The sequence below is a fragment of the Paenibacillus amylolyticus genome (genome assembly GCF_051136285.1).
GTDB classification, from domain to species: domain Bacteria; phylum Bacillota; class Bacilli; order Paenibacillales; family Paenibacillaceae; genus Paenibacillus; species Paenibacillus amylolyticus_F.
Genome location: NZ_CP194938.1, coordinates 5,551,581 through 5,574,256, shown reverse-complemented (window position 1 = coordinate 5,574,256; position 22,676 = coordinate 5,551,581). Strand labels below are relative to the sequence as shown.

Below are 22,676 nucleotides of genomic sequence, written 5' to 3'. Positions count from 1 at the left end.
CCAGAATAACTTACAGATCCCTGTTATCCTGCGTTATTTACTCCACAGATGGCATGACACCTTCCAGCACTACGGTAGTGATAGAGTTATCTGCGGTAGGTACTTCAATGCCATTGGCATATACCGGGATATCCTCCAGCTTTTCCATATTGCGATCCGGTGATGTCTGGTACACCTGGGCAGAAGTTGTTTTTGCATATTGCCAGCCGGTCAGGTCAAACGCTTTGTTTTCCGCAGACAACTCATTGCGAATCACCAGCACAAGTCTCTGGGCCTTGGCATCATAAGCGGCAAGTGTTCTACCTTTATCTGTCGGAATAATAACCGCGCCAGGACGAATGAATTTGGTAAACTGAGCCATGCCATAATATTGCTTGGTCATCTCGTATTGTTCATCCCCGTTAAAATTCGCATGGATGAAGCCCCAGTTGTTACTCGCTCCTTCATCCTCAACGGCCTGCCAGTATACCCAGGCGGATGGCTGCATGATTTTCAGATCATACATAATCCGGTCTGCCAGCTCCTGTACCGAAGTCATATCCTCATGGTTGTGCGGCTCGCTGCCACCCGTTCCGTATTCAGACATCCATAGCTTTTTGCCGAATTTATCAGCCATAACACGCAGTTCTTCCATTTTGCTGCCGTTATACGAATGGGTATTCATCTGCTGAACCGCATCAATCGTGTCCTGGTCATACAGGCTGAAATTAAATAGGGTCTCATCTATACTGTTATCATCCGCGGCACTGATTACGGTGCCATCCAGCCCTTTACTTTGGAGGGAAGCAGCTGTTTTCTTAATAATCTCGGCTTGTTTCTCCGTGCTAAAATGATTTCCCTCCTGCTGATTCCCCTTTTTCCACCAGTTCGCAGAAGGTTCATTGAGCGGATCGAGGGTACGAAATGTAATGCCCCACGTATCCCGGTAATGCTTCACCACTTCGGTCAAATAGTCGGCAAACGCATCATACTGGTCCTCACGCAGATTGTTACCGCCATCCTCAGCGCCAGTAACCGAGCCGCTAATCGTCATCCAGTACGGAGGGGAGTTGGAAAATGCCTCGGTGATGTTGACCCCGCGTTTGATCGCACCCTGTAGTACGGAACGCTGACCCGCATCCGCTTCCCAGTCCCACTTGCCCGGTTCAGGCTGAAAACCTGGAACGTCACCCCCGGGACGAAGCTCCTTCATCTCGGGGTTTTCTTCCCCCCCAATATTGTAACGAACGATGTTAAGCCCTAAACCTTTGACCGGGTCAAATATCAAATCCATAACCTCATCAACCTTGTTCTGATCCTTCCAGCCGCCGAGATCATTCGCCCACCAAGCCAGCGACGTACCCCAGCCTTCAAAATGATTGTACGACTGTTCCAGCTTGAGATGTACCGGATCTTCCTGAAAAACAAGTGTCTCGGGTGATTTATTCATATAATGATTGACAACCATTCCTCCTACGGCCACCAAGGCCAGCAGGGCTGTGCCTGCAAGTATCAAACCTTGTCTGCCTCTGAAGCGTCGCTCATGATCCGCCATCGTAGTTTCCTTCCTTCATAATGCATTTGATATTCTAAGTTGATGTTGGTAATTTAAATATGTTATTAATTTTGTTCACTTTTTGAAACCCATTTCATGAAATCGGTTTCATTTAATCCAAATATAAAACCCGTTCCACATGATGAAAAGGGTCTCATTGACGCCCTCATTATATTTCACGCTTCGAGGAAATGTCAACGCTTTCTTTTTTTGAAATACAGGCCCCTTACCGGGCGACAGGTCCTGTACTCTGACGGATAATCAGCTTAGGTTCCAATACGTTCTGTTTCTTTGGTTTGCCTTGGTTAATCAATTCATGCAGCACATCTACAGCCTGTTTGCCCAGTTGATACGTATTCTGGGATATCGTTGTCAGCTCAGGGATCACGGCACTCGCAAGTGGTGTATCATCAAAACCGATGATTGATATGTCATTCGGGATCGACAGTCCATGCTCAAGCGTTGATTTGATCGCTCCAATCGCCGTGTTGTCGTTCACACAAATTACTGCTGTAGGCGGATTGTCCTGATTCAGCAATTTGGCCATCTCCCTTTTGCCGTCATCGATGGAGAAACTGCCCAGTAACTGGCGTTCTTTCGGGATCTCTAGTCCATGTTCACGAAGTTTTTTCTGCACTGCCTTAACCTTGACCATTGTGGTGGACAACTCTTTCAATCCTCCGACAAAAGCAATCTCCCGATGCCCAAGCTCCAGCAGATGTTCGGCTGCCATGGCCGCTCCGGCCCCTTCGTCTGTATAGACGCGGTGAAATCCACCTTTGGCAATGTTACCATTGACCAGCACAATCGGCATCCGTTTGCTCATATCAATTAATTCCTGTGCCATATTGTCTGGACAGACCTGCATGTTAATTCGGCCGCCGAGAAAGATAATACCGTCGACCCGTTTCTCCCGCAAAATGGAGAGATATTCAGACTCGCGGTTATAGTCTCCTGCGGTATTACACAAGAAAAACGTATACCCGAGTCCGCGCGCTTCATTCTCTGCCCCCCAGAACACCTCGGGGAAAAAAGGGTTGGTGATATCCGGCAGGATGATTGCGATGGTGCCCGTTTCTTTCTTGATCAGGCTACGCGCCTGTGCGTTGGGCTGAAACTGATGTTTCTCAATTATTGACATAATCTTCTCTCGCGTGCTGGCTCGAACAGGAGCCGTATCATTCAACACCCGGGAGACGGTCGATACAGATACGTTTGCTTCCTTCGCAATATCATATATGGTGATCGCTGTCATAGGGGCGAACCTTCCTTTTCTCTCTATTTTCCTGCTTATCATACCAGATAAGATATCACGAATGAAATGCATTTCATTCACACATGCTGCTTAGCGGGTGAAAATAAACAACTTGCTATCGGCATTCACCACTTGTGTGCCGTTGCTCAGTTGAACCAAGGGCGTATCCCAATGGGTATGCCCGCTGAACACAAGCGTCTCCGGCCCGGCCTCCAAGGCCTGCCGGATGAGCGGTTCCCCCATAAGCCCAAGCTCGGCGATGCCCGGGCTTTGGTGCAAAAGCAGGCAATCCGGCTGCTGCTTCAGCAGCTTGCGTACGGATTGCAGATACGGCTCTGCCGGCAGCCGGTTCGGCTTGTCCGGCCTGCCGATGATGCCGCCAAGGCCCGCGATGCGTAGCTGCACGAGCCTTGCGGCATTGGGCGCAAGGCCACCCGGCGGGCGGCCAGCGCCAATGATCGCAGCTGGGCCATCCATGCAATGGATGCCCTCGCTGCGGTGTAACCGATGAGCGTCTGCGTCATCGGTGAGATCGTGGTTGCCATGTACGCCGGCAACCCAGCCGAAGGCTGCCCTGAAGGCAAGCCAGACGGGAACCGGATTGCCGCTTGCTCCCCTTTTCCCGAGCAGGGCATACATATCTCCACATAACAGCACACCCGTCTTCTGCGGATCAAGCTCAGGCCATTCCACCTCCATCAATAGACGAATATAGTCAGGCAACATCTCACCCAAAAGCTTATCCGCAGATTCCGTGTCAGATGCGGCACCAGACTCCTTCTCCGTTACAGGTACAATTCCCTGCAAATCTGACGTGACAATCAGTGCATCGATGCCTTCTGGCAAACCAGCTAGTGTACCATGATAAATTGGAAGCTGAGCTTGAATGACCTCACCGCCAGGAAGCACATTCAAATATGGATATTGTTCAATGGGTTCATCGTTCAGTAACCGTATTTCCAAATCGCATCTCTCCTTTCCTTATATATTATCTTACCTTCTAATCGGCAATTATGGTCCATATATTAAATTGTAAGCGAATTCATTGGGAAGCGAAGGAGTGTGACGACGCCATGATCATTCAAGTGAGTCCGCAGGCAGAAGCCAGACTGGTTGAACAACTGGATGACCGGCCTGGCTTTTTCAAATTATTTTATGATACGGATGGTTGCGGCTGTGACGGAATTACGGTACTTCTGATCTTAAATGAACGAGACAGTGATGACGTGCCTATTGAAGCGGGTTCCCTTCCGTTTGTGATTAATAAAGAGCAACAGATTTACTTTGAACCCTGTTTACGTCTGCAATCCGAAAATAACTTCCCTTCCTTTCGTCTGAGCAGTGAATCGATGATCTATGGAAGCAACGTAAAGGTGCATGACCTGCGGGATGTGACCAATGTAACGTCTGACTCTGCGGAACGTTCTGTGAAATAGTCACTTTGCTCCATTAATTAGGTAGTCATCAGTATGAAATAATACCCCATTCTAAAATCCAGGAATGGGGTATTTTTATACATATATGAATTATAATATATACACGTATTTACTTATATTGGAATATAAATGTATTATTTAACACATGAAACTTTCATTCCTTTTACGAAACAAAGTTTTGAGTAGCTGGCCAGCTTTCAAATATATTAAAATTTGAAGGGAAGATTACGATGAAAAAAGCATTTGCAACTTTATTAGTTACAGCATCCTTATTTTTAGGTAGTGTCTCATCTTTTGCAGATTCACTAGACTATCCAAATACAATTCCTACGAAAATGAATCCAGGATCTATAGTAGAATATGATGAGTCCAACCAAATGATTATTATCGACCAAGGTCAGCTAGTAACGCTTCCTTCTATTTATCAAAGCACTATAACACAATTCAGTTCCTCAAAGATAGATGCAGAACAACTAAAATCAGAAGAAGAATTTGTTAAAAATATCAAAGAAGAAGCTAAAAATCTACCTATATATACAATAGAAAATCCTCTTCCACAACCAGGATTGAGAGTTTTATACGACGGTGAGGGTTACATAAAAGAATTTATATACCCTCAGGAAACCACCTTTGCTTTGGCAGCATATAAAGCCCTCCCAAGAGGTACTAGAAAAGCAGCAGGTACTTATACCTACGGTAGTAACAATAATAAAATTACAATAACATCCAGTACTGTTCTTGGAGAAGGGCGTTTTACTAATTTTACAGATACAACTGGTGAAAATAGCAATACTCTTAAAAAAGGCGATGCCGCAACGAGAGGAGATATAGACAACCCTAAATATAAACAAGTGCTGGATGCACGAAACTTGGATAATAACGTGTTCGCAAATGTCACCAAAAGAGATAACGGAGCACTCCCTGATGCCACATTAGATATCTGGAAAACAGGTGTAGAACTGTTTGATTTAAAATGGTCTTCTTCTCTTTCATTCAAAGGTAGATACTTCTACTCATTCTAAATTTTACGTACTAAAATAAGGAGGCGAAATTCTTCGCCTCCTTATCGAATTTCTAAAAAGGGTGATAATTTATGCAAAAATCATTCGTCAAAAATAACTTTTTTCTAATCTTGTTTGTTTTACTCATTATAAATTCAGGATGCATTAATGATAAAACAAATGTCAAAGAACCCTCAGTCGACATAAAAAAAACGGTTGCCAAGAACCGTGAGTACCTTTCCATTACTAACACCGAATACGTCAATGGGACAGATTCCAATGATGGAATGAAAATGAATGTCTACACGTACGACTTACAGTCCAAAACGCTTAACAAAATGGCTGACTTGCCATATAACTCTCAATATCCCTTGACCGTAGTTTCGTTGGCGGAGGACGCTACCTATTACTCAGGTGAAGGCAAAAATAAAGGGGACGAGTTATTCGCTTATGACATGAAAACACGGAAGGCGAAGCAGCTAAGTTCTAATTTATTTGCGATTAATGCCATTATCCCGGATGTCTCTGAGAATACACTAATGATGGCTGCTGTGAAAAAAGGAGAACGCCCTGTAAAAGTCATGTTTCTGGACAAAGCAACACAAAAAATCTCGATATTAAATGAGCAAGATTCAGACACGACCACATGGGATATCGCCTATGATCCCGAAACACAAAAAGCATATGCCATCCAATACTCTGAGGAAGAACAGTACAAGCAGATGGAAAAATCAAATCAGACGCAGAAACCAATGGTTCCACCGAGCCATACCATTATTGAAATCGATCCCGCAACGAATCAAACTCGTGCAATCATCAAACTCAAAGATGAACAGATTCTCACTTTATCCGCCAGAGGAAACCAGCTTCTCATCGCAACTGCCAAACATATTAATAAAATGCCCATCGGATATAGTCTGGTGGATCTGAAGACAGGACAACGAAAGGAACTTCATCTGCCGATCAAGGCCAGTAGTGAATTATTTTTGGACAAAAACGGTAACGGGTTTTATTTTCTTGGGGAAAAAGGAAATGGCAATACCGAGAGAGGTATTTACTATTATGATATGAAAACGGACGAGATGGAGACTGTTTTCCTGCAAAAAGAAGGATTCATCAATAACTTCGTCTTGGTATCTGAGCGTAATGAAAAATGAGATTATGTGTTTTAGCATCGATTACTATTCTTGTCATGTGGGAATAAAAACATAAAAACCTCCCAATCCACTATTTTGGATAGGAGGTTTTATGAATTTTATGATTTTTATGAGATCATTGAACTTTTAAAGTCAGGTTCCCTTCATCAAGTGCTTCCTAATTCGTTTTAAATCGTGCCGATTCCTCAGCGAGCTGTCTGGTCAAAGCATCGATGGTCTTCACGAGTTCCGCCAAATGCTCGGTCATTCCTGACTGCTCCTCCATGGTGGCAGTGACTTCTTCAATGGATGCGGACACTTCCTCACCTGAAGCGGACAAGTTCTGTGCAGCACCCAGGACTTCGTCTTTGTCCCGTTCAATAGACTCAATCTCGGAGGCGATGGCCTGCACTTGATTCATCATATCTTGCATGTTCCGGGTTGCAAAGTTAAAGGTTTCTTTGGTTTGCATTACGCTGCTCTTGTGCTGCTCCGCAATGGCCTCAATAGCTTGCACACTCTGATTATTTTGCTCCACATGTTCAATCGTCTGCATGACGATACGGTTAATGTCTTCGGACTGTGCCGTTGTCTGTTCAGCGAGCTTGCGTATTTCGGAGGCCACGACGGCGAATCCACGGCCTTGCTCCCCTGCCCGTGCCGCTTCAATAGACGCATTCAGCGCAAGCAATTTGGTCTGATTCGCAATTTCGGCAATGGTACTTGTAATCTGTTGAATACCGGACGAACTCTCTGCGAGTTGAACGGTGATTTTGGAGATGTTATGAACCTCTGCTTCATTCCGATCATTAACGGCAATAAGGGCATCGATCACTTCATGATTGTTTTGGAATGCATCCGTGATTTCATCAGCCTGAGCCATGACGGACTGAGACATCTCGTTGACATTCACAATTTTGCTACCCACGCTCATAAATTGATCCACGATTGCCTCGGTATCATTCGCCTGCGATTCCATCGCCCGTGATATTTCTAGTGCAGTGGCTGTCGTATCTGTTATCGACGCAGATGTCTGCTGCGCAGACCGATCCAGTTCCGCAGTACTTTTATTCAGGACGCCGATGGAAGTGTTCATGCTGGCAATCAGTTGTCTGTTTCCTTCAGCCATGGTGTTGAAGCTATCCGCCAGTTCACTGAATTCTCCGCTATATCTCTCCTTCGCTTGTACCGTCAAGTCGCCCCCCGCCAGTTGTTTAAACAACGTAGTAATGGACGTGACTGGTCTGGTCATCACTCGTGAGAGTAGAATGCCTACAATAATTGAAAAGGCAATGGAACTGAATAGAACGATATACATTTTATTCGCCATGCTTGTTAGGGGCTGATTGACGTCTACGTAGGAATCCTCAACAATAATCGTCCAGTCCGATTGTGGGATTTTGGAATAAAACACAACTTTCTCGTCCGTGCTTAACTCGCCCTGTTGCAATTCATTACTTGGAGCCAAATCCACAAGAGACTTGTACTCTCCTGATTCCAGCGGTTTCCCTGCCAGTTTAGCATCTGCCGAGTGATACATCACTTTACCCACCCGATCCAGAACGATCACTTTACCTTCATCATTAATCTTGACATTCTGCAATTGGTTCACAAAAAATGACGTAGATATCGTGGCAATAAGCACCCCGTTTACTTGCTTATTCTCATCATACATCGGGGAGGCAAATACAGTGCCAAGTGTACCCAGCGTTTTGGAAATGATGCCTTCACTGATTACCTGGCGGTCTTGAATCGCTTCCTTAAAATAAGCCCGATCCGCCCGATCTCCGCCCACGGCCTTCGGGTCGTTCGCTGCGACTACCGTGCCATTCTTATCAATCAGCATGAGCACAACGGCGCCCTCGATGCCTTCTAAACTTTGAGCTAATATATCATTGGATTCATTTACCAGAGTTTGGTTTTCCTCAAAAAAGGCATTTGCATCCTGCCCTTCATTCGTACTCCGAATCGCCAGCAATTGCTCGAACGACTTATGTTTTGTCATCAGAAATGCAGCCTGTTCGGACAACTGAAGGGAGGTGAACAACCCCGCTCCAATTCGATCTGAATTGGCATGAATCTCATCTTTACTTTTATCCTGTGTAATACCTTCGGCTATCTTATAACACAGCACAGCCGTTACGGTCAGTACGATACACACGAGAAGACTGATCATTAATGGTAATTTGATTCGAAAAGACATATTCCTTAGGCGCTGTCCAGCTTTTGCAAAAAACATGAATACCTCCACCATCCATCCCGATTTTGTATGAACCCATATAATGTTTGATATTTTAATATCGGCATGAATCCAATAATCTGACAGTGAATGGAGCATTTGCACAAAAAAAATTTTAATGATCTAAATTTATTACAAATTGGAATGAATGGTAGTGAACTTAAAGAACAGCGGTCTCTCTGATTCAAAAAGAAAACAAGCTCCTGCCAGCAGAATGGCAAGAGCTTGTTCGGGGATTGTTATGACTTCGTAATACGCTGATTAATACGCGGAAACAGGCTAAACGCGTTCTCATAAAATACCTTTTCGTGATGTTGCTCTGGCACAAGCCTGCGAACAAATTCGGCATAAAGATCGATCGGCGCAAGCGGCCAGTCGGTTCCAAATAACATTTTCTCATAATGATCCGAGTAAACCAAGGCCCGGCGGAAATGATCCATAAACAGCGGTTCGTTCATAAACCGTTCGAAGTGAGGTCGATCCCCGACCACAAGCCCAGATAAATCCGCGTATACGTTAGGATTCTTCGCCACCACCTCGGCTGCATCCATCACCCAGGGATCACCGAGATGGCAGATCATGAAGTTTACCCCACGCTGTTGCAAGGCAAGCTCATCCACCGTGAGCGGATGCGAATATTTGAGCAGCCCGTTCATCGAGTAGGTGTCTCCCGTATGGATGACCACAGGCAGATTATATTTTGCCGCCAGCTCATAGACCGGGGTATAGATTTTGTCATACACATAGTGGTGATAATATCCGGCGTACAGCTTGATTCCAGCAACCTCGGGAGACTGCAATCTGGCTTCAATCCGGTCCAGTTCGTCTTGAGCTTGTTTACCACCCAGTCGATTTGGATTAATCCCTACACACTCCATCAGAAACGATGGGACTTGCTCTTCCAGATCCAGTCCCATCGGGTTAGGGGAACCGGAATCCGGGAAAGCTCCTTTCGTCTGCTCGCTTACGCCCATGCCGATGCCAAGAATGACATCATTGCGATCAAATTCCGCCTTCAGGCCAGCCATGCTGTAGTCTACTTTGGACAGGTCAATCGCAGTACGGTGAAAGCTGTCGATATCGGATAGATGGATGTGAATATCAATGATGGGCATCGTTAGCCTCCTCTTCGCCTGTGGTGGTTACAAAATTCAACTTCAACAGATCATGTACATCCGCCGCACGGAGCGGGATCGGCCCCAGCACAAGATAGGTTGGCTCCGTCCAGACGGTTTCTCCGTCTTTAATCGTGAGTTCATGTGTTACATGATGTCCTGTTACCAGATTGTTGGCAAACGCCCAGGCATTCTGGTTCGGGTAACGATTCACCGCATGCAGCATGTTTTGACGAGAACGCGACCCTATTCGGAAAATGTGCTTCAAAGGCAAGCCAATGTCTACTTTGCCGAGCGGAAAACGATCTTGACCCGGTTGCTCGATCCAGCCTTCTGTATATACTTCCGAAGGCTTGAAGAAACGACCTTCTGTAAGAGCATAATGGGTCCGTGTCAGACCACTCTTGTTGGTCACAGCAAGTAAGGTGCACAGTACGGGAACGCCAGGCAGCATCAGATAATGCTGTTGAACCGTTATTCCGCGGTTCGCTTCATGTTCCTCGATGCGGGTGGTCACCTTCAAGCCTTTCCACACATTGCCGAATTGATCCTTTTGCTCCGACCACGATAACCCCGTATGCTCCATTTGACGGCTAAATCCGTTCATGCCTGGAATATCGACAGCCATCCCGCCATACCATGGATTCCACCACGAACGAGCGGCAGGTTCAGGATATGAGCTGTCCAGCCACTCTTCTCCCTGAACTTTCAGAGAGTGTATAACACCAGCAAATGCTGGATCAGCTGTGATCGATAACACACCATTGTTTACGGTATATAACGTCCCTGACCCGTCTGCTCCCTCTCCCATCCCCAGCTGCACCTCGGATCGTGACTGCGGGAACCAAAGTCCGGTTCGCTCTTGAATCCGATCTTCTCCTTGATACACACCGCGGACTTTCCAGCCTCTCTCCGCCTTGGCTAACTCGTCTGCTGTTCCCATTCCGGTGTCCTCAGGCGAAAACTCCAGCTTAACGGCGTCCAGATGCTCCGTCGCATCAATTACCATCGTATCTGCCTTAGTCTCCGATTCATAACCCTGCTGTACGTACAACTCAAGCGTACCTGCAAGCGGAACAAGCTTACGCTCGACAAGTTCAGCCTGAAGTACATCTGCTGCAAATGGATTGCCATCATTCAGTGTCACATCCAGATGACTGTCCAGCATCGGAATAACCCCATTAGGTTGTTTACGGGCGAATGCACGGAAATCCGTCCACTTGGCAAACGTGTTCAGCGCAAATACCGTTTCCTTCGTGGTTACCGAAGCTCCGGCTTCCAAACGTCCCAGTTCATGCTGTAATGCCAGCATATATTCGGGTTTAATCAGTTTCAGTGAAGGGTCCCAGTAGATGCCGCACGCACCATACTCCTCCTTGCAAAACAGCCAGTTCTCCGTAATTTGTCCCGTATCCCAATGGTTCGGATCACCGGCATAATCATCCCCCATATCCACAAAACGACCTTGATACGGCAGAATGAGCCGATTGCCGTAGAAACCGAAGTGATCCATCAGGAATAACTCTTCTTCCCATGCCGTATCACGTGTATTCACAATCTCATGAGAGAAAGTCGCAATTCCGTTAGCAGACAGTTTGGCAACTGTCTTCAGCAGCAATCCCGGGAAATTTTCCAATTCATAGATCGCTTTCATAACCTGCTGATTCCCCTCAGCCACAATCTGTACTTCTTTGGCTTCTTTCAGGGACAACTCCTCCGAGTATGGCTTCCCGAGCTTCGGATAGTTCCACCAGAAAGAGTGACGTGACCCGGGATATTCGATCCACATGACGTTATCATGTTTGTTCATATGGAGGGAGTACGCGCCATTCACCGCAATCCACTGTCCATTCGCCTCTCCGCCATACCTGCCTTCAATGCCCTTCATCAGCACAGAGAGTTTTCTTGTAAAAGAAATCTCCGATTCTCCCGCCGGAACAGCGGTGATCACCACATCTTGGGCATATATACCATATGAATGCAGCGTAAATGGGACGGACACGGCACGTTTGCCTCTCGCTGGTAACGTAAAGCGCAGTGTTCGCTCTGTCCAGTCTAGAAAAGCGTCTGCAGGCAGTTCCATAACAAATTCTGTTACCGCATCCACATTGTTTTCCACGTTCAGGATTAGCTCTGCCGGAATACCCGGATATAGTTCCTTCACGGGGAGAACGGGCGTAATCTTTGCAGGGAATTTAGGATGAAGGCCAAGACGGAACTGAGCTTTCTTGCCGCCAATAAGCCAAGTACTGCAGATAACCGGATGTGTTTTGTTCTTGTTCTGTTCTTCGGTCACCGGATCGAGGTAAAACTCTCCCTCTACCGTGATGGTTTCGCCTGGCTTCAAGGTTTGCAAGACATCCATAGCAAAACGGATATTTTTGTCGTCCTGTCCTTTGATCTCGAACTCAAGATTGAAGTTGGATTTATTTTCAATATGATAACGCACGGGATAACTCGAACCAAACACCAGATCATGATGATCTACTTCGGTGTGGATGTGGTAATCCGGCGTTTCGAGAGCAGCCAAGCCGCGGCCTGTTTTTTCAAAAGATGCCCGCAGGGAGAGGTCTCCCTTTTGCCACGTATAATCCAGGAAATCGAAGCCCCGCTCCTGCCGTCCATCCGGCTCGATCACCAGTTCACGGGTGCTGTCAGCATACCAATCTAATGTTTCAAAGTACGGTACCAGCGCCTCGGTCTGCAATACGGTCGGGATAAAGTTCATCAGATGTACGCTGTCGTCTTTTTTCTCCCAAAAGAATCCACATTTCTTGTACATCGGCACCGCCTTCGTATTGCCCGACCATGTGAACAGATCCAGGCGCGGCCATCCCGCCTGCACCGTTTTCTCCACAGCCTTCAGTATCAGATTGCGTCCAACTTTGTATCCGTGGTAGTCGGGGCGTACGTTAAGCAGCGGTACATATAGTGCATTCTCGTCAAAACGATAATGGGCAAAGCTGCAAAAACCGACGACCTCTTCCTCATGAACAGCCAGAAATACATGCAGATTGGAGGAGTTCTCCATCTCCTGGCGTATACTTTCCTCTGTTCTCTGCCTCGTGCCGCCTCCCCAGCTCTCATTACTTCGGTTCCACATGTCTGCCAAGCTCGCGGCGTAAGAGGCGTTGTATTCAACAATATGAATTTGATCGATGATGGTTTGTGATTGTACGCTCATGTTCTGCTCTCCTTCTCTATATGTATAGGATGGTCTTCGTGAACAAACTAGCCTTCGTCTGATCGCTACTGAACTAATCCAGGCTGTATGTAGCTAATCTATATAAGTTGAGTTACGATTTTACACAGTTCACTCCGATGACAGAATAACCTTCCGATCGCTGTTATCCCCAGATTTATCATATTACTTTTATAAAGGTGTAAATCCGGTGATAAAGGCGACCGCTCTGCTTCTCCAGGTTTTTTCTGTCTTCTCCGTTAGCGTGTAAATGAATTGTTCAACTTATCTAGCGATAGTCTTATCATACTATATTTGGAAACATTTTCAGAGTGTCTTCGTCTCATAGATTCATATTGGCTCCAGAACGATTATAAGTAAATAAGAAACCTTAGACCGTGGTCGTCCGTATCAATCTAGGGGCTCTCTCAGGCTTATGTATAGGCTAACATATCCGGTGGTGAAAGGAAAAATTGCCTTGCCTGTGAGTTTTGACAAGCGCTATTCGCCCTTGGTACTCTGAAGAGAGTAATGTCTACTTATATCAAAAATAGATAGATTCGTGGAGGGAAAGCATGACGGAGTGGATTACGCAATTCATACTTTTTTTTAAAGATTTGTCATACGCAGGACTGGTTATTGCCTTGTCCTTTGAATTTGTCCCTGCTGAACTTGTTCTGCCCATGGCGGGATATTGGGTATATCTCGGGGATATGAAGCTGTGGTTGGCTATTTTGGCAGGAACCGTTGGCGGCACATTTGGCCCATTGACCTTATACGCACTCGGACGCTATGGCGGCAGACCGATGGTTGAGAAATACGGCAAATACTTCCTCATTCGCCCCCATCATGTTGAGGCTTCCGATAAGTTTTTCGAAAAATACGGCAGCGGAGTCGCTTTCTATGGACGCTTCGTGCCTGGCATTCGCACCGTCATCTCCATCCCATGTGGTATGGCGAAGATGAACGTGTTCAAATTCAGTATCTTTACTTTTCTCGCCATGCTTCCGATCACATCGTTGTATGTTTATCTCGGCTACAAATTGGGCGCACAATGGGAAGAAGTCGGCGAGGTCGTTAAACCGTATGTCATTCCGGCAGGTATGATTTTCCTGATTGCATTTGGCTTGTACATGCTGTTGAAACGTTGGAAAAAAAGACCGGCTTAGACAAGTGGGACGCTTGTTGAAGTAAGGGGAGTAAGATGGGTGATTGGAGCAAAGATTGCTACAAAGCTAGGAACACCCTTTCAGACACTGCCTCAACATATACTACTACTCTTTCCAAATATGGAGACAAGTCTAATTTCAGAATCTTATAATTGGTACTTATTGAGTATAAAAACCAACAACATTTTCTTGTGTTATTTATTCTTGGATTTCTATTCATCGCTCGAAGTACGGATTGGGGTATGGACAAAGCGATGTTGGTATTGGCAAAATATCAGAATGTAAAATCAGACACTACTGATATTTTGGGGGATTTGATCAAATCAGAAATTTGGTCTTATAAAATTGAAGGAATTCTATTCATTTTACTTGGAATGTTCGTGCTGAATTTAGCAAATAAGGAAAAAGTATTTCTATACTTTTTCCTTATTTGCTGTCATAACACTTTCTTAGTTGGAGGTTTATATGAGCCATATTCGAGGAATTGTTTTAGAGGGTTATTCACATGCAGGAAAGACATCTGTTCTAAAAGCATTGAAACAGCTTCATGCACACAATGAATCATCAGAGCGAAGTATCATTGTGCTCAGTGAACATTATTCCCAAATATTAAACAATGTCCATGGAGAATACAAAAGCTTGAATCGCGATGAACACCTTGATTTGTTGAAAGAACGAATTAGCATGTTAAAAAAGCTAAATGATTGGGCAGCATATTTAGGTCCAGATGCATCTAATGCGTCTAGAGGAATATTCTTTGTATTGGAAAGGTTTCATTTGAATCATAGAGTGGCTTTCTCCACATACCCCGTACACGAGATCGAAAACCTTGAAAATGAATTACTTCAGCTTGGGGCTCAATGCGTATTACTAACCGTTTCATCTGAGAACATCGAACAACGAATGCAGAGTCGAACGCCTCACGAATGGAAAAACAAGACACAAGATGAAATCCGAAAATCGGCCAAAGATTTTTTACATACTCAATCAGAACTTCGTAAACAGTCTGCTTTGTCTCTCCTGCCAACAATCGAAATCAATACAGATGACCAAGATTGGACGGCATATGCAAACGAAATATTGAAACGACTAAGCTAATTTAGATTTAGTTTTGAAGAATTAAAAACTCCTCCCCCCCAAAAAGATAGGAGAAAGAGTTCCAATTGAATTTTCCAATGATGGAGTAACTAAATCAATTCCCGCCTTCTTTTCAAATACACATATAATACCACGCCAGATGCCGCACAGATTACCGCACACAAGCCGATAAATCCATACCCCGCCTGAAGTCCGCGCAGCAAGCCAAGCTGCGTGGTTGCACCGTACATGTTCTTCACACCTTCAATGACCCAGCCAATCACATAGTTACCGATGACACTGCCGACTCCCATGAGCGTAACCGTGAACGTAATTGCCGTATCACTCCCGTTCGGATATCTGCGGGCGATAAAGGCCATCACCGTTGGATAGATCATCGCAATACCTGCGCCCGATATCGCAAAGAAGATCGCCAGACTCTCCCCACCTGCAAGTGCGACAAACGTACATACCGCCGAGAAAGCTGAGAACAAGATCAACGATAGCACAAACCCGATTCGATCCGTCAACGGTCCAAGCAACAAACGCCCCAGCGAGAATGTGAGGAAAAATGCAGACAATAACCCCGAAGCTTTAACCGTGTCCCACGTGTAGGCTTTCTCCAGGAAGTTAACAAGCCACCCCCCAACTGCCAGTTCGGATACCACGCCAAAAGAAAGAATAAGCACCATCAGCCACAGGGCCGGATCACGTGTCAATGTCTTGAGTGAGGTTCGATCCTCATGCGCAAGATCATCTCCGGGAAATGTACTGCGCAGTGCCGCGATGATCGGCAGCAGACAAAGGGACAGCATAACCAGATACATGCCGCGCCAGTCCAGTAGGTAGCCAAATACCGTGAGTGACATGACGCCTGTCGCCAGCAACGGCGCCACCGTTGAACTCAGCCCATAGAAGAAATGGGACAGGTTCATCATCGTGCCTGTATTTTTCACAAAAATCCGCGCTCCGAGAATCGCCAGCGCAATCTCCAACATCCCGTTACCGATATACATGAAGAAGTAGGATGACGCAAAAAGCGGATACGTATGCGATACATAAATGAACACACCCGATAGGATCATCGATGCAAATGAAATGATGCTGACCGCCTTGATGCCCCATTTGCGAACCAGTATTGCGGTAAACCCGCAGGCGATCAGGTATCCCAGAGCGTTCAGGGACAATAACGTCCCGAGCTGTTTCTCATCCAGATTGAAGTCAAATTGAATGCGCGGAATCGCAGGGCCTTTAATATTTTCCGAGATGCCAAATACGATAAATCCTAAAAAGATCGTCGCCAGCTGCATGGCGTACAGCTTGTTGAACTTTCGTTTGTTGCCTTGTGTACCTGCTTGCTGATTCAAAGTTAGTTCCCCCATTGTGTCCAGAAAAATGGTTACACGCTGTACCTCCGATTGCAGTGCCATCTTACGCCCGCTATTATCCCTGTATTTTTTTGAATTTCTTTCTAACGGTGAAAATACAGTGATAAAGGCGTTCTCCAGATTGGCTCTGCCCTCTCCGCTCTCGTGTAAAAAATTTTGCTTAACTTCACTTCATAAATAAGTAGTCCCTACCACTGCTTCTCAACCACCTGAATGCGGTAGGTTAAGCTTTCCAGCGATACGGCTACCAGTCCGGTAACATACTCACGTCGGGTGTCGCGGCGAATCATCAGCTCAGGCATATGCTCTTGTGGAATGTGGTGATTCAAACAACCTTGTAACAGGCCGTCCCGCATTGCGGGGTCCATCCTGTCGCCCGTCACCACAATCGCAGCCGGGTTGATGATTGCAATAATGGATACCAGCGTCTGTACGACGAGTTCCTGCAATCCTTCTTTCGTTTTCAACATGCGCAGCTGCTCTTCCCGTGACACGCCAAAGGGTAAAAAGGACACCTCGCCCCCAAATTGCGTATTCCCGGTGAGCGGCCGACCATCGATAATAAAACCTGCACCCGGAAAATGGTTTTCAGGGAACGTAACTACCGCAAAGTTTTTCTCTTCTTCAAATTGCTGCTCATTGTACAGTCCGTACACCGTCAGATTCATATCGTTGCCAATGACCACTTCGATGTCTTCATATTGCTCTTTGAGCCTTAAACCGAGCGGCTGGTTAGCCAGTTCCGGTACGTCACAGATACCAATTACCCCATTGTGCGCAACCCCTGGTATCCCGATTCCGATAGCCTGCACATTGTGATGCTGCTCAATCAGTTCAGCAATCAGTTCCTCTACCACCGTGACATTAATCTCTTCCAAAACAAGCGTCTGTTCGTCCGCCATCTCTCCATTCAGGTTGGCATATGTATGTGTGATCGAATGAATGCCGCCTTCGGTACGAATAATCAGACACAGCACACTCGCGTAGTCCGCATTAAACTGATACCGACTCGCCGGTCTGCCCCCGCTCGACTCATCCGGGCCCAGATCAATGATCTCCCCTGTCTGGAGTAGTTCATTTAGTATCGTTCCGCAGGTCGCCACGCTGAGTTTGGTCAGGTTTGCGATGGAAGCCTTCGTGCCTATACCCATGGACCGTAGTGTATTTTTTACAATTTCAACGTTAATGCGTTTGACCTGTTGGGTGTTGTGAGATGTGGGTAACATCGTTTGTTGTGCGCCTCCTTTCGTTTGTATGTGTGGGGGTTATCGCGTATTCGAGAAAGTATTGGAGGGTAGTTTTTAAAAGTATTTTAATAATTGAAGTTTAGGGGGATTGATGTGGAAAGTCAATGCTTATTACGAACAAGATTGAACTAGTAAGAAAGAAGAATTAGCTAGTGCGTTGTATTATATTTCACATAATTGTTACTAAATGATAAAATTAAACATAAGTGTCAAGGAGGTGGATTTATATGAGTTGGTTCTATTGGCCGGAATTTATCATTTTAACTATATGTCTTATCTTGGTATTATTCGGAATTTACTATGTATTTCGTAAGGTGTCGGGGCTCTCAAAAAGAGTTTCTAACTTGGAAAATAAAATGAATACAATAAAGAAAAATGATTAGTTAATACTCAGGTTTGCGATGGAAGTCTCCATGCCTACGTCCATTGAAATGCTTATATGGGGGAATAATTTGGGAGCGCTTATAAAGATTAAAAGGACAGTCAAGATCATTCCTAGAATGATCCTGTACTGTCTTTTTCGTTCATACAGTTATGTAGACTGGCTCATGTGATGGGCCAAGATGCTTTTCTCCAGCCTGACTTCAAATAACTTGCGGTTCAGATCCTGTTCCATCGCGTGAAGGTGATACGCCGCCTGTTTTACCGTGTCCATATGCAACACCCCTGCCCGCTTCGCGATAATGTCCATGGCATCCAGGATGAGTTTGTTACACGTGACCAGTTGATCGACGTAATCGTCTTCCTGCTTTACGAGTTGTGCGTACTGCGAAGCGAATTCTTCGCCGTGGGTACTTGTCATGTCACCACTCCTTTGTTAAGGAGAGATTAACATATAAGTTAATGGAATGCGGTACGTTAAGACGTATCAGGTAACATCAAATTAATCCTCGAAAAGTTTCATTTGAAAATCTCTTTCAGTTTCAATAATCTCTATAGCGTAATCATGAGGAGGAAGAATTTCATTTATTTTACTTTTATCTAAATGCTTTGTAATAAAATAAAAATCAGAGTCTACAACTGATAATCTTTTATCAAAGTATGTGAACACTTTAGGGAATATCTCTTTGTCTATCTGTAGTTCGTCAAAATGGTTTAGTACAGTAGTCAAAGCACCATGATTAATACTATCCCCAAGTGGATGATGATTTTTCAAATTCTCGTATAAGTATTGAAATGAAAATCCATTTCTTATTATATCTTGCTCAGAATTTAGTATTATTTTTGTAATATAGTAGTACAGCTGTAACTTTCTTTTTCTTCCTCCACTCGCAATATCCTTTATTTTATTAAAATATGTTAAAGTCATTTTTTCCCAATATTCGGTAGTTACATTTTTCGCTTCTTCTACACTACTGATAATTATATGATTTTGTTGAGGTTTTTTTACATCATTTTTTTGACATAAATTAAATAACAATCCTTGGAAAACAGAAATTATACTGTTTGAAGAACTGATAAGATAGTCGATTACTTCCTCATTGAAATTTATATTTAATGCTTTTGATCCCTTATTTACAACTTCTTTAAGTTCAGATTCATTCCATTCAGTAGCATCAATATAATCTATCCTATGTGATAATTCTCCATTAAATTTTTCAAAATATCCTGATGTTATTTTAGTACCTAGTACGACAAACCGAATACCATTTTGATAAAACATTTTTAGATCAAATGCTAATTGATATTGTTCTATTAAAGGTAAATAATGAAAATCATCAAGAATAACTGTGTTTATACCCTTTTTCTCAAGCTCATTTGAGACAAGAACACTAACTGTATTTGGAATATAAGGTTTAATTAGTTCATTATGTTTTGACGTGTCTACTGTTTCACCAGTAATCTTAGACTTTATAAACTCAAGAAAATTAGCACTTACCTCTCCTTTTAGTTTATTTGTTTCTTCCATTGATTTAGTAATATTCTCAATAGAATCTACTCCTGATTTGTATAAGATTTGCATATATATATCACTCAAATTAATCCCTTTAGTACAGTCAATTACTACAACCTCATCAGTTACAGGAATATATTTTTTTCTAAGAAAAGTTTTACCAACTTTAGTTTCGCCAAAAATTACAATATGATGATCTGTTAAATCAAGTTTATCTTTTAACTCATAATCGATGGCTCTCTCTACATAACTTTTAAGAATGTTCTTAGACACACCGAAAACATGCCCTAAATTGATATTATTATTCATATTTCAACCCCTCAATATTCGTCCTGTAGATTAAACTAAGATAACATACGTTTGTTCAAGAGTAAATTAATCCCATCACTATAATATATTAAAATTTAAACTTATTATTGAAAGAATGGATCCCCCCCCATTTGACACTCCCTCCAAAAAGGTCTATCCTAATAACGAATTACTCATTCACTTTTAAGGAGTCGTTCCCGATGGTGCAGGCCAAGAAAGACGAAGTCAGGAAAGAGATTGAATATGCGGCGCTCAAGGTCTTTTTTGAGAAAGGCTTTGTGGATGCCAAGATGAATGATATTGCGAATGAGATCAATATATCGGTCGGCAATATCTATACCTATTTCAAGAACAAGAAGGAGCTGTTCTACGCCGTTGTTCCGCCGGATTTGGTGGACTATCTGAAAAAGGTACTGGTGGAGACGATTCATTTTGATAACCAGACCGCGTTTGAGGAAACGAACATTGAGCAGCGTTCCGTCCTCATGCAGGAACAGATAGATGTGCTGCGGAAATATCGGAATCAGATCATCATTATTTTTGAAAAGAACAAAGGCACCATCTACACCAACGCCAAGAACGAGCTGGTTGAGCTGATGATCGACACGAAGAAGGCCTATCTCAAAAATCAATACAAACACTATGAGATCGGCACCGAGGAGAACCTGATTCTGCTGAACATCTTGGCACATAACGTCATTGACATGAATCTGGATTTATTGAAACGAGACATGAGCGAGGACAGCCGCAAGCAGATCTTTGAAGCGTTGTATGTATACCGACTATACGGCATGAAGAGCTTGAACGAATAAGGATTACTGCTGGATCACTACAAAGCAAAAAACCACCTTTACCATAGATCACTACGCGTCGCACGGCGTGCAGATCAGTTCCACTCACATGATTTGCACGCAAAAAATAAGCATAGGCAAGTCGATCTATTTTTTTAACCCAAAAATGAATTATTAATTCACTTTTAGACCACAAGAATACTTTGCACAGAGAAACCAAATAGCACAGAACCGTATCACTCAACTGATTCAACATGTAACATCATGTAACACCACCCACACCCAAGGAGGAACACACCATGAACACCGCTTACGCTTTGAAAAACGTCTATCTGATCCACGGCGACTCCAGCCGAAATTTGCAGCCAAACATGACGATTCTCGTCAACGAACAAGGACTTATCGAGAATATCGCGCCAGATCAGGAACTGCATATCCCCAGTCACTACACAACAATTGATCTCACCGGAAAATACGTGATGCCAGGACTGATTAACGCACATGTGCATCTATTCGCCGATGGTAAACCACTCACCCTCTCTGTCAGTGAAGGTTTGCTGGATTTTGCTTATCATCGGATTCTGAATACCCGATTCGGGCGAAAGGTTTTGAAGAGACGCATGAAACGCAACGCGCTTACCGCACTCCATGCGGGTGTGACAACCATGCGCAGTGTGGGCGAATTCTTTTATACCGATGTGCAGCTGCGAGATGAGATTAACCGAGGAGAATGGGTGGGTCCGAATCTGCTTGTTTCGGGATTTTTCCTGAGTGTGACAGGTGGACATGGTGCTCCTTACTTGGCGCTGGAGGGTGACTCACCTTGGGAAATGCGCAAAAATACACGGATTAATGTGAAGAACGGTGTGGACTGGATCAAAATCTGTGTGACGGGCGGTGTAACGGATGCCAAGATGGTTGGCGAAGCTGGACGTCTGCAGATGACGGTGGACGAGGTCGCGGCGGTCTGCGAGGAAGCGCACAAGATCGGGATGAAGGTTGCCGCTCATGTGGAGAGCACGGAAGGTGTGCGTGTTGCGCTTCAAGGGGGCGTGGATACAATTGAGCATGGGGCTGAGATGGATGACGAGATTATTCATTTGTATAAAAATAACCCCAAGGCCCTTCATGGTTACACCGCATTGATCCCTACCCTGCAAGCCGCTTATCCATCCGCTTCGCTCGATCCAAGTGTGACCAAGTTAAGTACGACGGTCAAAGAAAACGCCAGACTCGTCTACGACTCCATGCTCAAAGGGGTGGAACAGGCCATTGACAACGGCATTACTATTGGAATCGGAAACGATGCGGCCATGTCCTACGTGACCCACTACGATATGTGGAGAGAGATGGATCATTATATGAGACAAACGAATCTGACCAGTAAAGATGTCATCGACATGGTCACCTATACGAATGCCAAAATTCTAGGGATTGATAATATAACGGGTACGTTAGATATCGGCAAACAGGCCGATTTGATTGTCCTGGATCAAAATCCGCTAAAGCAGATTGAAGCCTTATCCAGCATGTCGATGGTTATGGTCAAAGGTAATCTGATTCAGAATCCATCCGTCACACATATCCAGGAAGTCGATCATGTTCTTAATGCTGTGTGGTGAGATAGAGTTATGACAAAGTCAGAGTAAAATGTCGAAGTTTACCTTTTAACCCTCCTCCTAATATTATTTATAGATATATTAATGACTAAAACAAATGCTCATCATTGTCTGTGTACAGCGATGAGCTCAGTCTTCAAGATCAATCTTCAGTTAATTTTATAATTTTTAAAATTATGGAAATATAACATTTTATAACCATATTAAATGTTTATATAATTGTACATAATCACCTTTGTAACCAATACATATTTTAGGAGGTAATTATTTTGTTGTTGAAAAGAG

General features: G+C 44.4%; 17 protein-coding genes. 7 read left to right on the top strand and 10 right to left on the bottom strand.

The genetic code is table 11. The features are described from left to right. Positions 1-37: 37 nt before the first annotated feature. The 3 genes from ACR8BL_RS24250 to ACR8BL_RS24240 form a co-directional block, all read right to left on the bottom strand. The gene (locus ACR8BL_RS24250; RefSeq protein WP_434758277.1) at positions 38-1,534 is read right to left on the bottom strand and encodes a glycoside hydrolase family 30 protein; all 1,497 of its coding nucleotides are present in this window, start codon (positions 1,532-1,534) and stop codon (positions 38-40) included. A 226-nt stretch (positions 1,535-1,760) separates the two neighbouring features. Then, complete coding sequence (locus ACR8BL_RS24245; RefSeq protein WP_434749903.1) at positions 1,761-2,789, bottom strand: LacI family DNA-binding transcriptional regulator; 1,029 nt, start codon at positions 2,787-2,789, stop codon at positions 1,761-1,763. A gap of 90 nt (positions 2,790-2,879) precedes the next feature. Next, positions 2,880-3,752 carry a metallophosphoesterase family protein gene (locus ACR8BL_RS24240; protein WP_434749902.1) on the bottom strand — a complete coding sequence of 291 codons (873 nt, stop codon included), beginning with the start codon at positions 3,750-3,752 and terminating at the stop codon, positions 2,880-2,882. A gap of 110 nt (positions 3,753-3,862) precedes the next feature. Between ACR8BL_RS24240 and ACR8BL_RS24235 the strand changes: the two genes are divergently transcribed. The 3 genes from ACR8BL_RS24235 to ACR8BL_RS24225 all read left to right on the top strand — a co-directional run bounded on the left by ACR8BL_RS24235 (position 3,863) and on the right by ACR8BL_RS24225 (position 6,383). Beyond that, positions 3,863-4,225 carry an iron-sulfur cluster biosynthesis family protein gene (locus ACR8BL_RS24235; RefSeq protein ID WP_434749901.1) on the top strand — a complete coding sequence of 121 codons (363 nt, stop codon included), beginning with the start codon at positions 3,863-3,865 and terminating at the stop codon, positions 4,223-4,225. Positions 4,226-4,455: 230 nt separating this feature from the next. Then, positions 4,456-5,247 carry a hypothetical protein gene (locus ACR8BL_RS24230; RefSeq protein WP_434749900.1) on the top strand — a complete coding sequence of 264 codons (792 nt, stop codon included), beginning with the start codon at positions 4,456-4,458 and terminating at the stop codon, positions 5,245-5,247. 272 nt (positions 5,248-5,519) lie between these two features. Beyond that, a complete protein-coding gene (locus ACR8BL_RS24225) occupies positions 5,520-6,383 on the top strand; it encodes a hypothetical protein (RefSeq protein WP_434756460.1) in 864 nt (287 codons plus the stop codon). A gap of 157 nt (positions 6,384-6,540) precedes the next feature. Here ACR8BL_RS24225 and ACR8BL_RS24220 read toward each other — a convergent pair whose 3' ends face one another. From ACR8BL_RS24220 to ACR8BL_RS24210, 3 genes are all read right to left on the bottom strand, one after another. Next, positions 6,541-8,601, bottom strand: a complete 2,061-nt coding sequence (locus ACR8BL_RS24220) for a methyl-accepting chemotaxis protein (protein ID WP_434749898.1) — start codon at positions 8,599-8,601, stop codon at positions 6,541-6,543. Between the two features lie 239 nt (positions 8,602-8,840). Beyond that, positions 8,841-9,716, bottom strand: coding sequence for an amidohydrolase family protein (locus ACR8BL_RS24215; RefSeq protein ID WP_434749897.1), 876 nt, complete (start codon positions 9,714-9,716; stop codon positions 8,841-8,843). Then, positions 9,703-12,900 carry a GNAT family N-acetyltransferase gene (locus ACR8BL_RS24210; RefSeq protein WP_434749896.1) on the bottom strand — a complete coding sequence of 1,066 codons (3,198 nt, stop codon included), beginning with the start codon at positions 12,898-12,900 and terminating at the stop codon, positions 9,703-9,705. Before ACR8BL_RS24210 ends, ACR8BL_RS24215 begins: the two co-directional genes overlap by 14 nt. Before the next feature lie 572 nt (positions 12,901-13,472). On the opposite strand from ACR8BL_RS24210, the gene ACR8BL_RS24205 reads away from it, so the two are divergent. Continuing rightward, a complete protein-coding gene (locus ACR8BL_RS24205) occupies positions 13,473-14,066 on the top strand; it encodes a DedA family protein (RefSeq protein WP_434749895.1) in 594 nt (197 codons plus the stop codon). A gap of 465 nt (positions 14,067-14,531) precedes the next feature. Then, the gene (locus ACR8BL_RS24200) at positions 14,532-15,164 is read left to right on the top strand and encodes a hypothetical protein (RefSeq protein WP_434749894.1); all 633 of its coding nucleotides are present in this window, start codon (positions 14,532-14,534) and stop codon (positions 15,162-15,164) included. 89 nt (positions 15,165-15,253) lie between these two features. On the opposite strand, the gene ACR8BL_RS24195 is transcribed toward ACR8BL_RS24200, so the two are convergent. From ACR8BL_RS24195 to ACR8BL_RS24180, 4 genes are all read right to left on the bottom strand, one after another. Continuing rightward, positions 15,254-16,453, bottom strand: coding sequence for an MFS transporter (locus ACR8BL_RS24195; protein ID WP_434753233.1), 1,200 nt, complete (start codon positions 16,451-16,453; stop codon positions 15,254-15,256). A 266-nt stretch (positions 16,454-16,719) separates the two neighbouring features. Next, entirely contained in the window at positions 16,720-17,757 is a 1,038-nt protein-coding gene (locus ACR8BL_RS24190) for an ROK family protein (RefSeq protein WP_434749893.1), read from the bottom strand. A gap of 553 nt (positions 17,758-18,310) precedes the next feature. Continuing rightward, positions 18,311-18,580, bottom strand: coding sequence for a hypothetical protein (locus ACR8BL_RS24185; RefSeq protein ID WP_434749892.1), 270 nt, complete (start codon positions 18,578-18,580; stop codon positions 18,311-18,313). An 81-nt stretch (positions 18,581-18,661) separates the two neighbouring features. Continuing rightward, the gene (locus tag ACR8BL_RS24180; protein WP_434749891.1) at positions 18,662-19,981 is read right to left on the bottom strand and encodes an ATP-binding protein; all 1,320 of its coding nucleotides are present in this window, start codon (positions 19,979-19,981) and stop codon (positions 18,662-18,664) included. Positions 19,982-20,181: 200 nt separating this feature from the next. Between ACR8BL_RS24180 and ACR8BL_RS24175 the strand changes: the two genes are divergently transcribed. After that, complete coding sequence (locus tag ACR8BL_RS24175; protein WP_434749890.1) at positions 20,182-20,793, top strand: TetR/AcrR family transcriptional regulator; 612 nt, start codon at positions 20,182-20,184, stop codon at positions 20,791-20,793. A gap of 278 nt (positions 20,794-21,071) precedes the next feature. Further along, positions 21,072-22,394: an amidohydrolase family protein gene (locus ACR8BL_RS24170; RefSeq protein WP_434749889.1), complete on the top strand. Its 1,323-nt coding sequence runs from the start codon at positions 21,072-21,074 to the stop codon at positions 22,392-22,394. Positions 22,395-22,676 lie beyond the last annotated feature (282 nt).

What these genes read in the sequence shown, in the direction of transcription:
- ACR8BL_RS24245 (WP_434749903.1), bottom strand. Translation starts at nt 2,789, where the DNA reads ATGACAGCGATCACCATATATGATATTGCGAAGGAAGCAAACGTATCT.
- ACR8BL_RS24185 (WP_434749892.1), bottom strand. Translation starts at nt 18,580, where the DNA reads ATGACAAGTACCCACGGCGAAGAATTCGCTTCGCAGTACGCACAACTC.
- ACR8BL_RS24215 (WP_434749897.1), bottom strand. Translation starts at nt 9,716, where the DNA reads ATGCCCATCATTGATATTCACATCCATCTATCCGATATCGACAGCTTT.
- ACR8BL_RS24250 (WP_434758277.1), bottom strand. Translation starts at nt 1,534, where the DNA reads ATGGCGGATCATGAGCGACGCTTCAGAGGCAGACAAGGTTTGATACTT.
- ACR8BL_RS24220 (WP_434749898.1), bottom strand. Translation starts at nt 8,601, where the DNA reads ATGTTTTTTGCAAAAGCTGGACAGCGCCTAAGGAATATGTCTTTTCGA.
- ACR8BL_RS24170 (WP_434749889.1), top strand. Translation starts at nt 21,072, where the DNA reads ATGAACACCGCTTACGCTTTGAAAAACGTCTATCTGATCCACGGCGAC.
- ACR8BL_RS24205 (WP_434749895.1), top strand. Translation starts at nt 13,473, where the DNA reads ATGACGGAGTGGATTACGCAATTCATACTTTTTTTTAAAGATTTGTCA.
- ACR8BL_RS24230 (WP_434749900.1), top strand. Translation starts at nt 4,456, where the DNA reads ATGAAAAAAGCATTTGCAACTTTATTAGTTACAGCATCCTTATTTTTA.
- ACR8BL_RS24190 (WP_434749893.1), bottom strand. Translation starts at nt 17,757, where the DNA reads ATGTTACCCACATCTCACAACACCCAACAGGTCAAACGCATTAACGTT.
- ACR8BL_RS24200 (WP_434749894.1), top strand. Translation starts at nt 14,532, where the DNA reads ATGAGCCATATTCGAGGAATTGTTTTAGAGGGTTATTCACATGCAGGA.
- ACR8BL_RS24235 (WP_434749901.1), top strand. Translation starts at nt 3,863, where the DNA reads ATGATCATTCAAGTGAGTCCGCAGGCAGAAGCCAGACTGGTTGAACAA.
- ACR8BL_RS24180 (WP_434749891.1), bottom strand. Translation starts at nt 19,981, where the DNA reads ATGAATAATAATATCAATTTAGGGCATGTTTTCGGTGTGTCTAAGAAC.
- ACR8BL_RS24195 (WP_434753233.1), bottom strand. Translation starts at nt 16,453, where the DNA reads ATGCAGCTGGCGACGATCTTTTTAGGATTTATCGTATTTGGCATCTCG.
- ACR8BL_RS24225 (WP_434756460.1), top strand. Translation starts at nt 5,520, where the DNA reads ATGAATGTCTACACGTACGACTTACAGTCCAAAACGCTTAACAAAATG.
- ACR8BL_RS24210 (WP_434749896.1), bottom strand. Translation starts at nt 12,900, where the DNA reads ATGAGCGTACAATCACAAACCATCATCGATCAAATTCATATTGTTGAA.
- ACR8BL_RS24175 (WP_434749890.1), top strand. Translation starts at nt 20,182, where the DNA reads ATGGTGCAGGCCAAGAAAGACGAAGTCAGGAAAGAGATTGAATATGCG.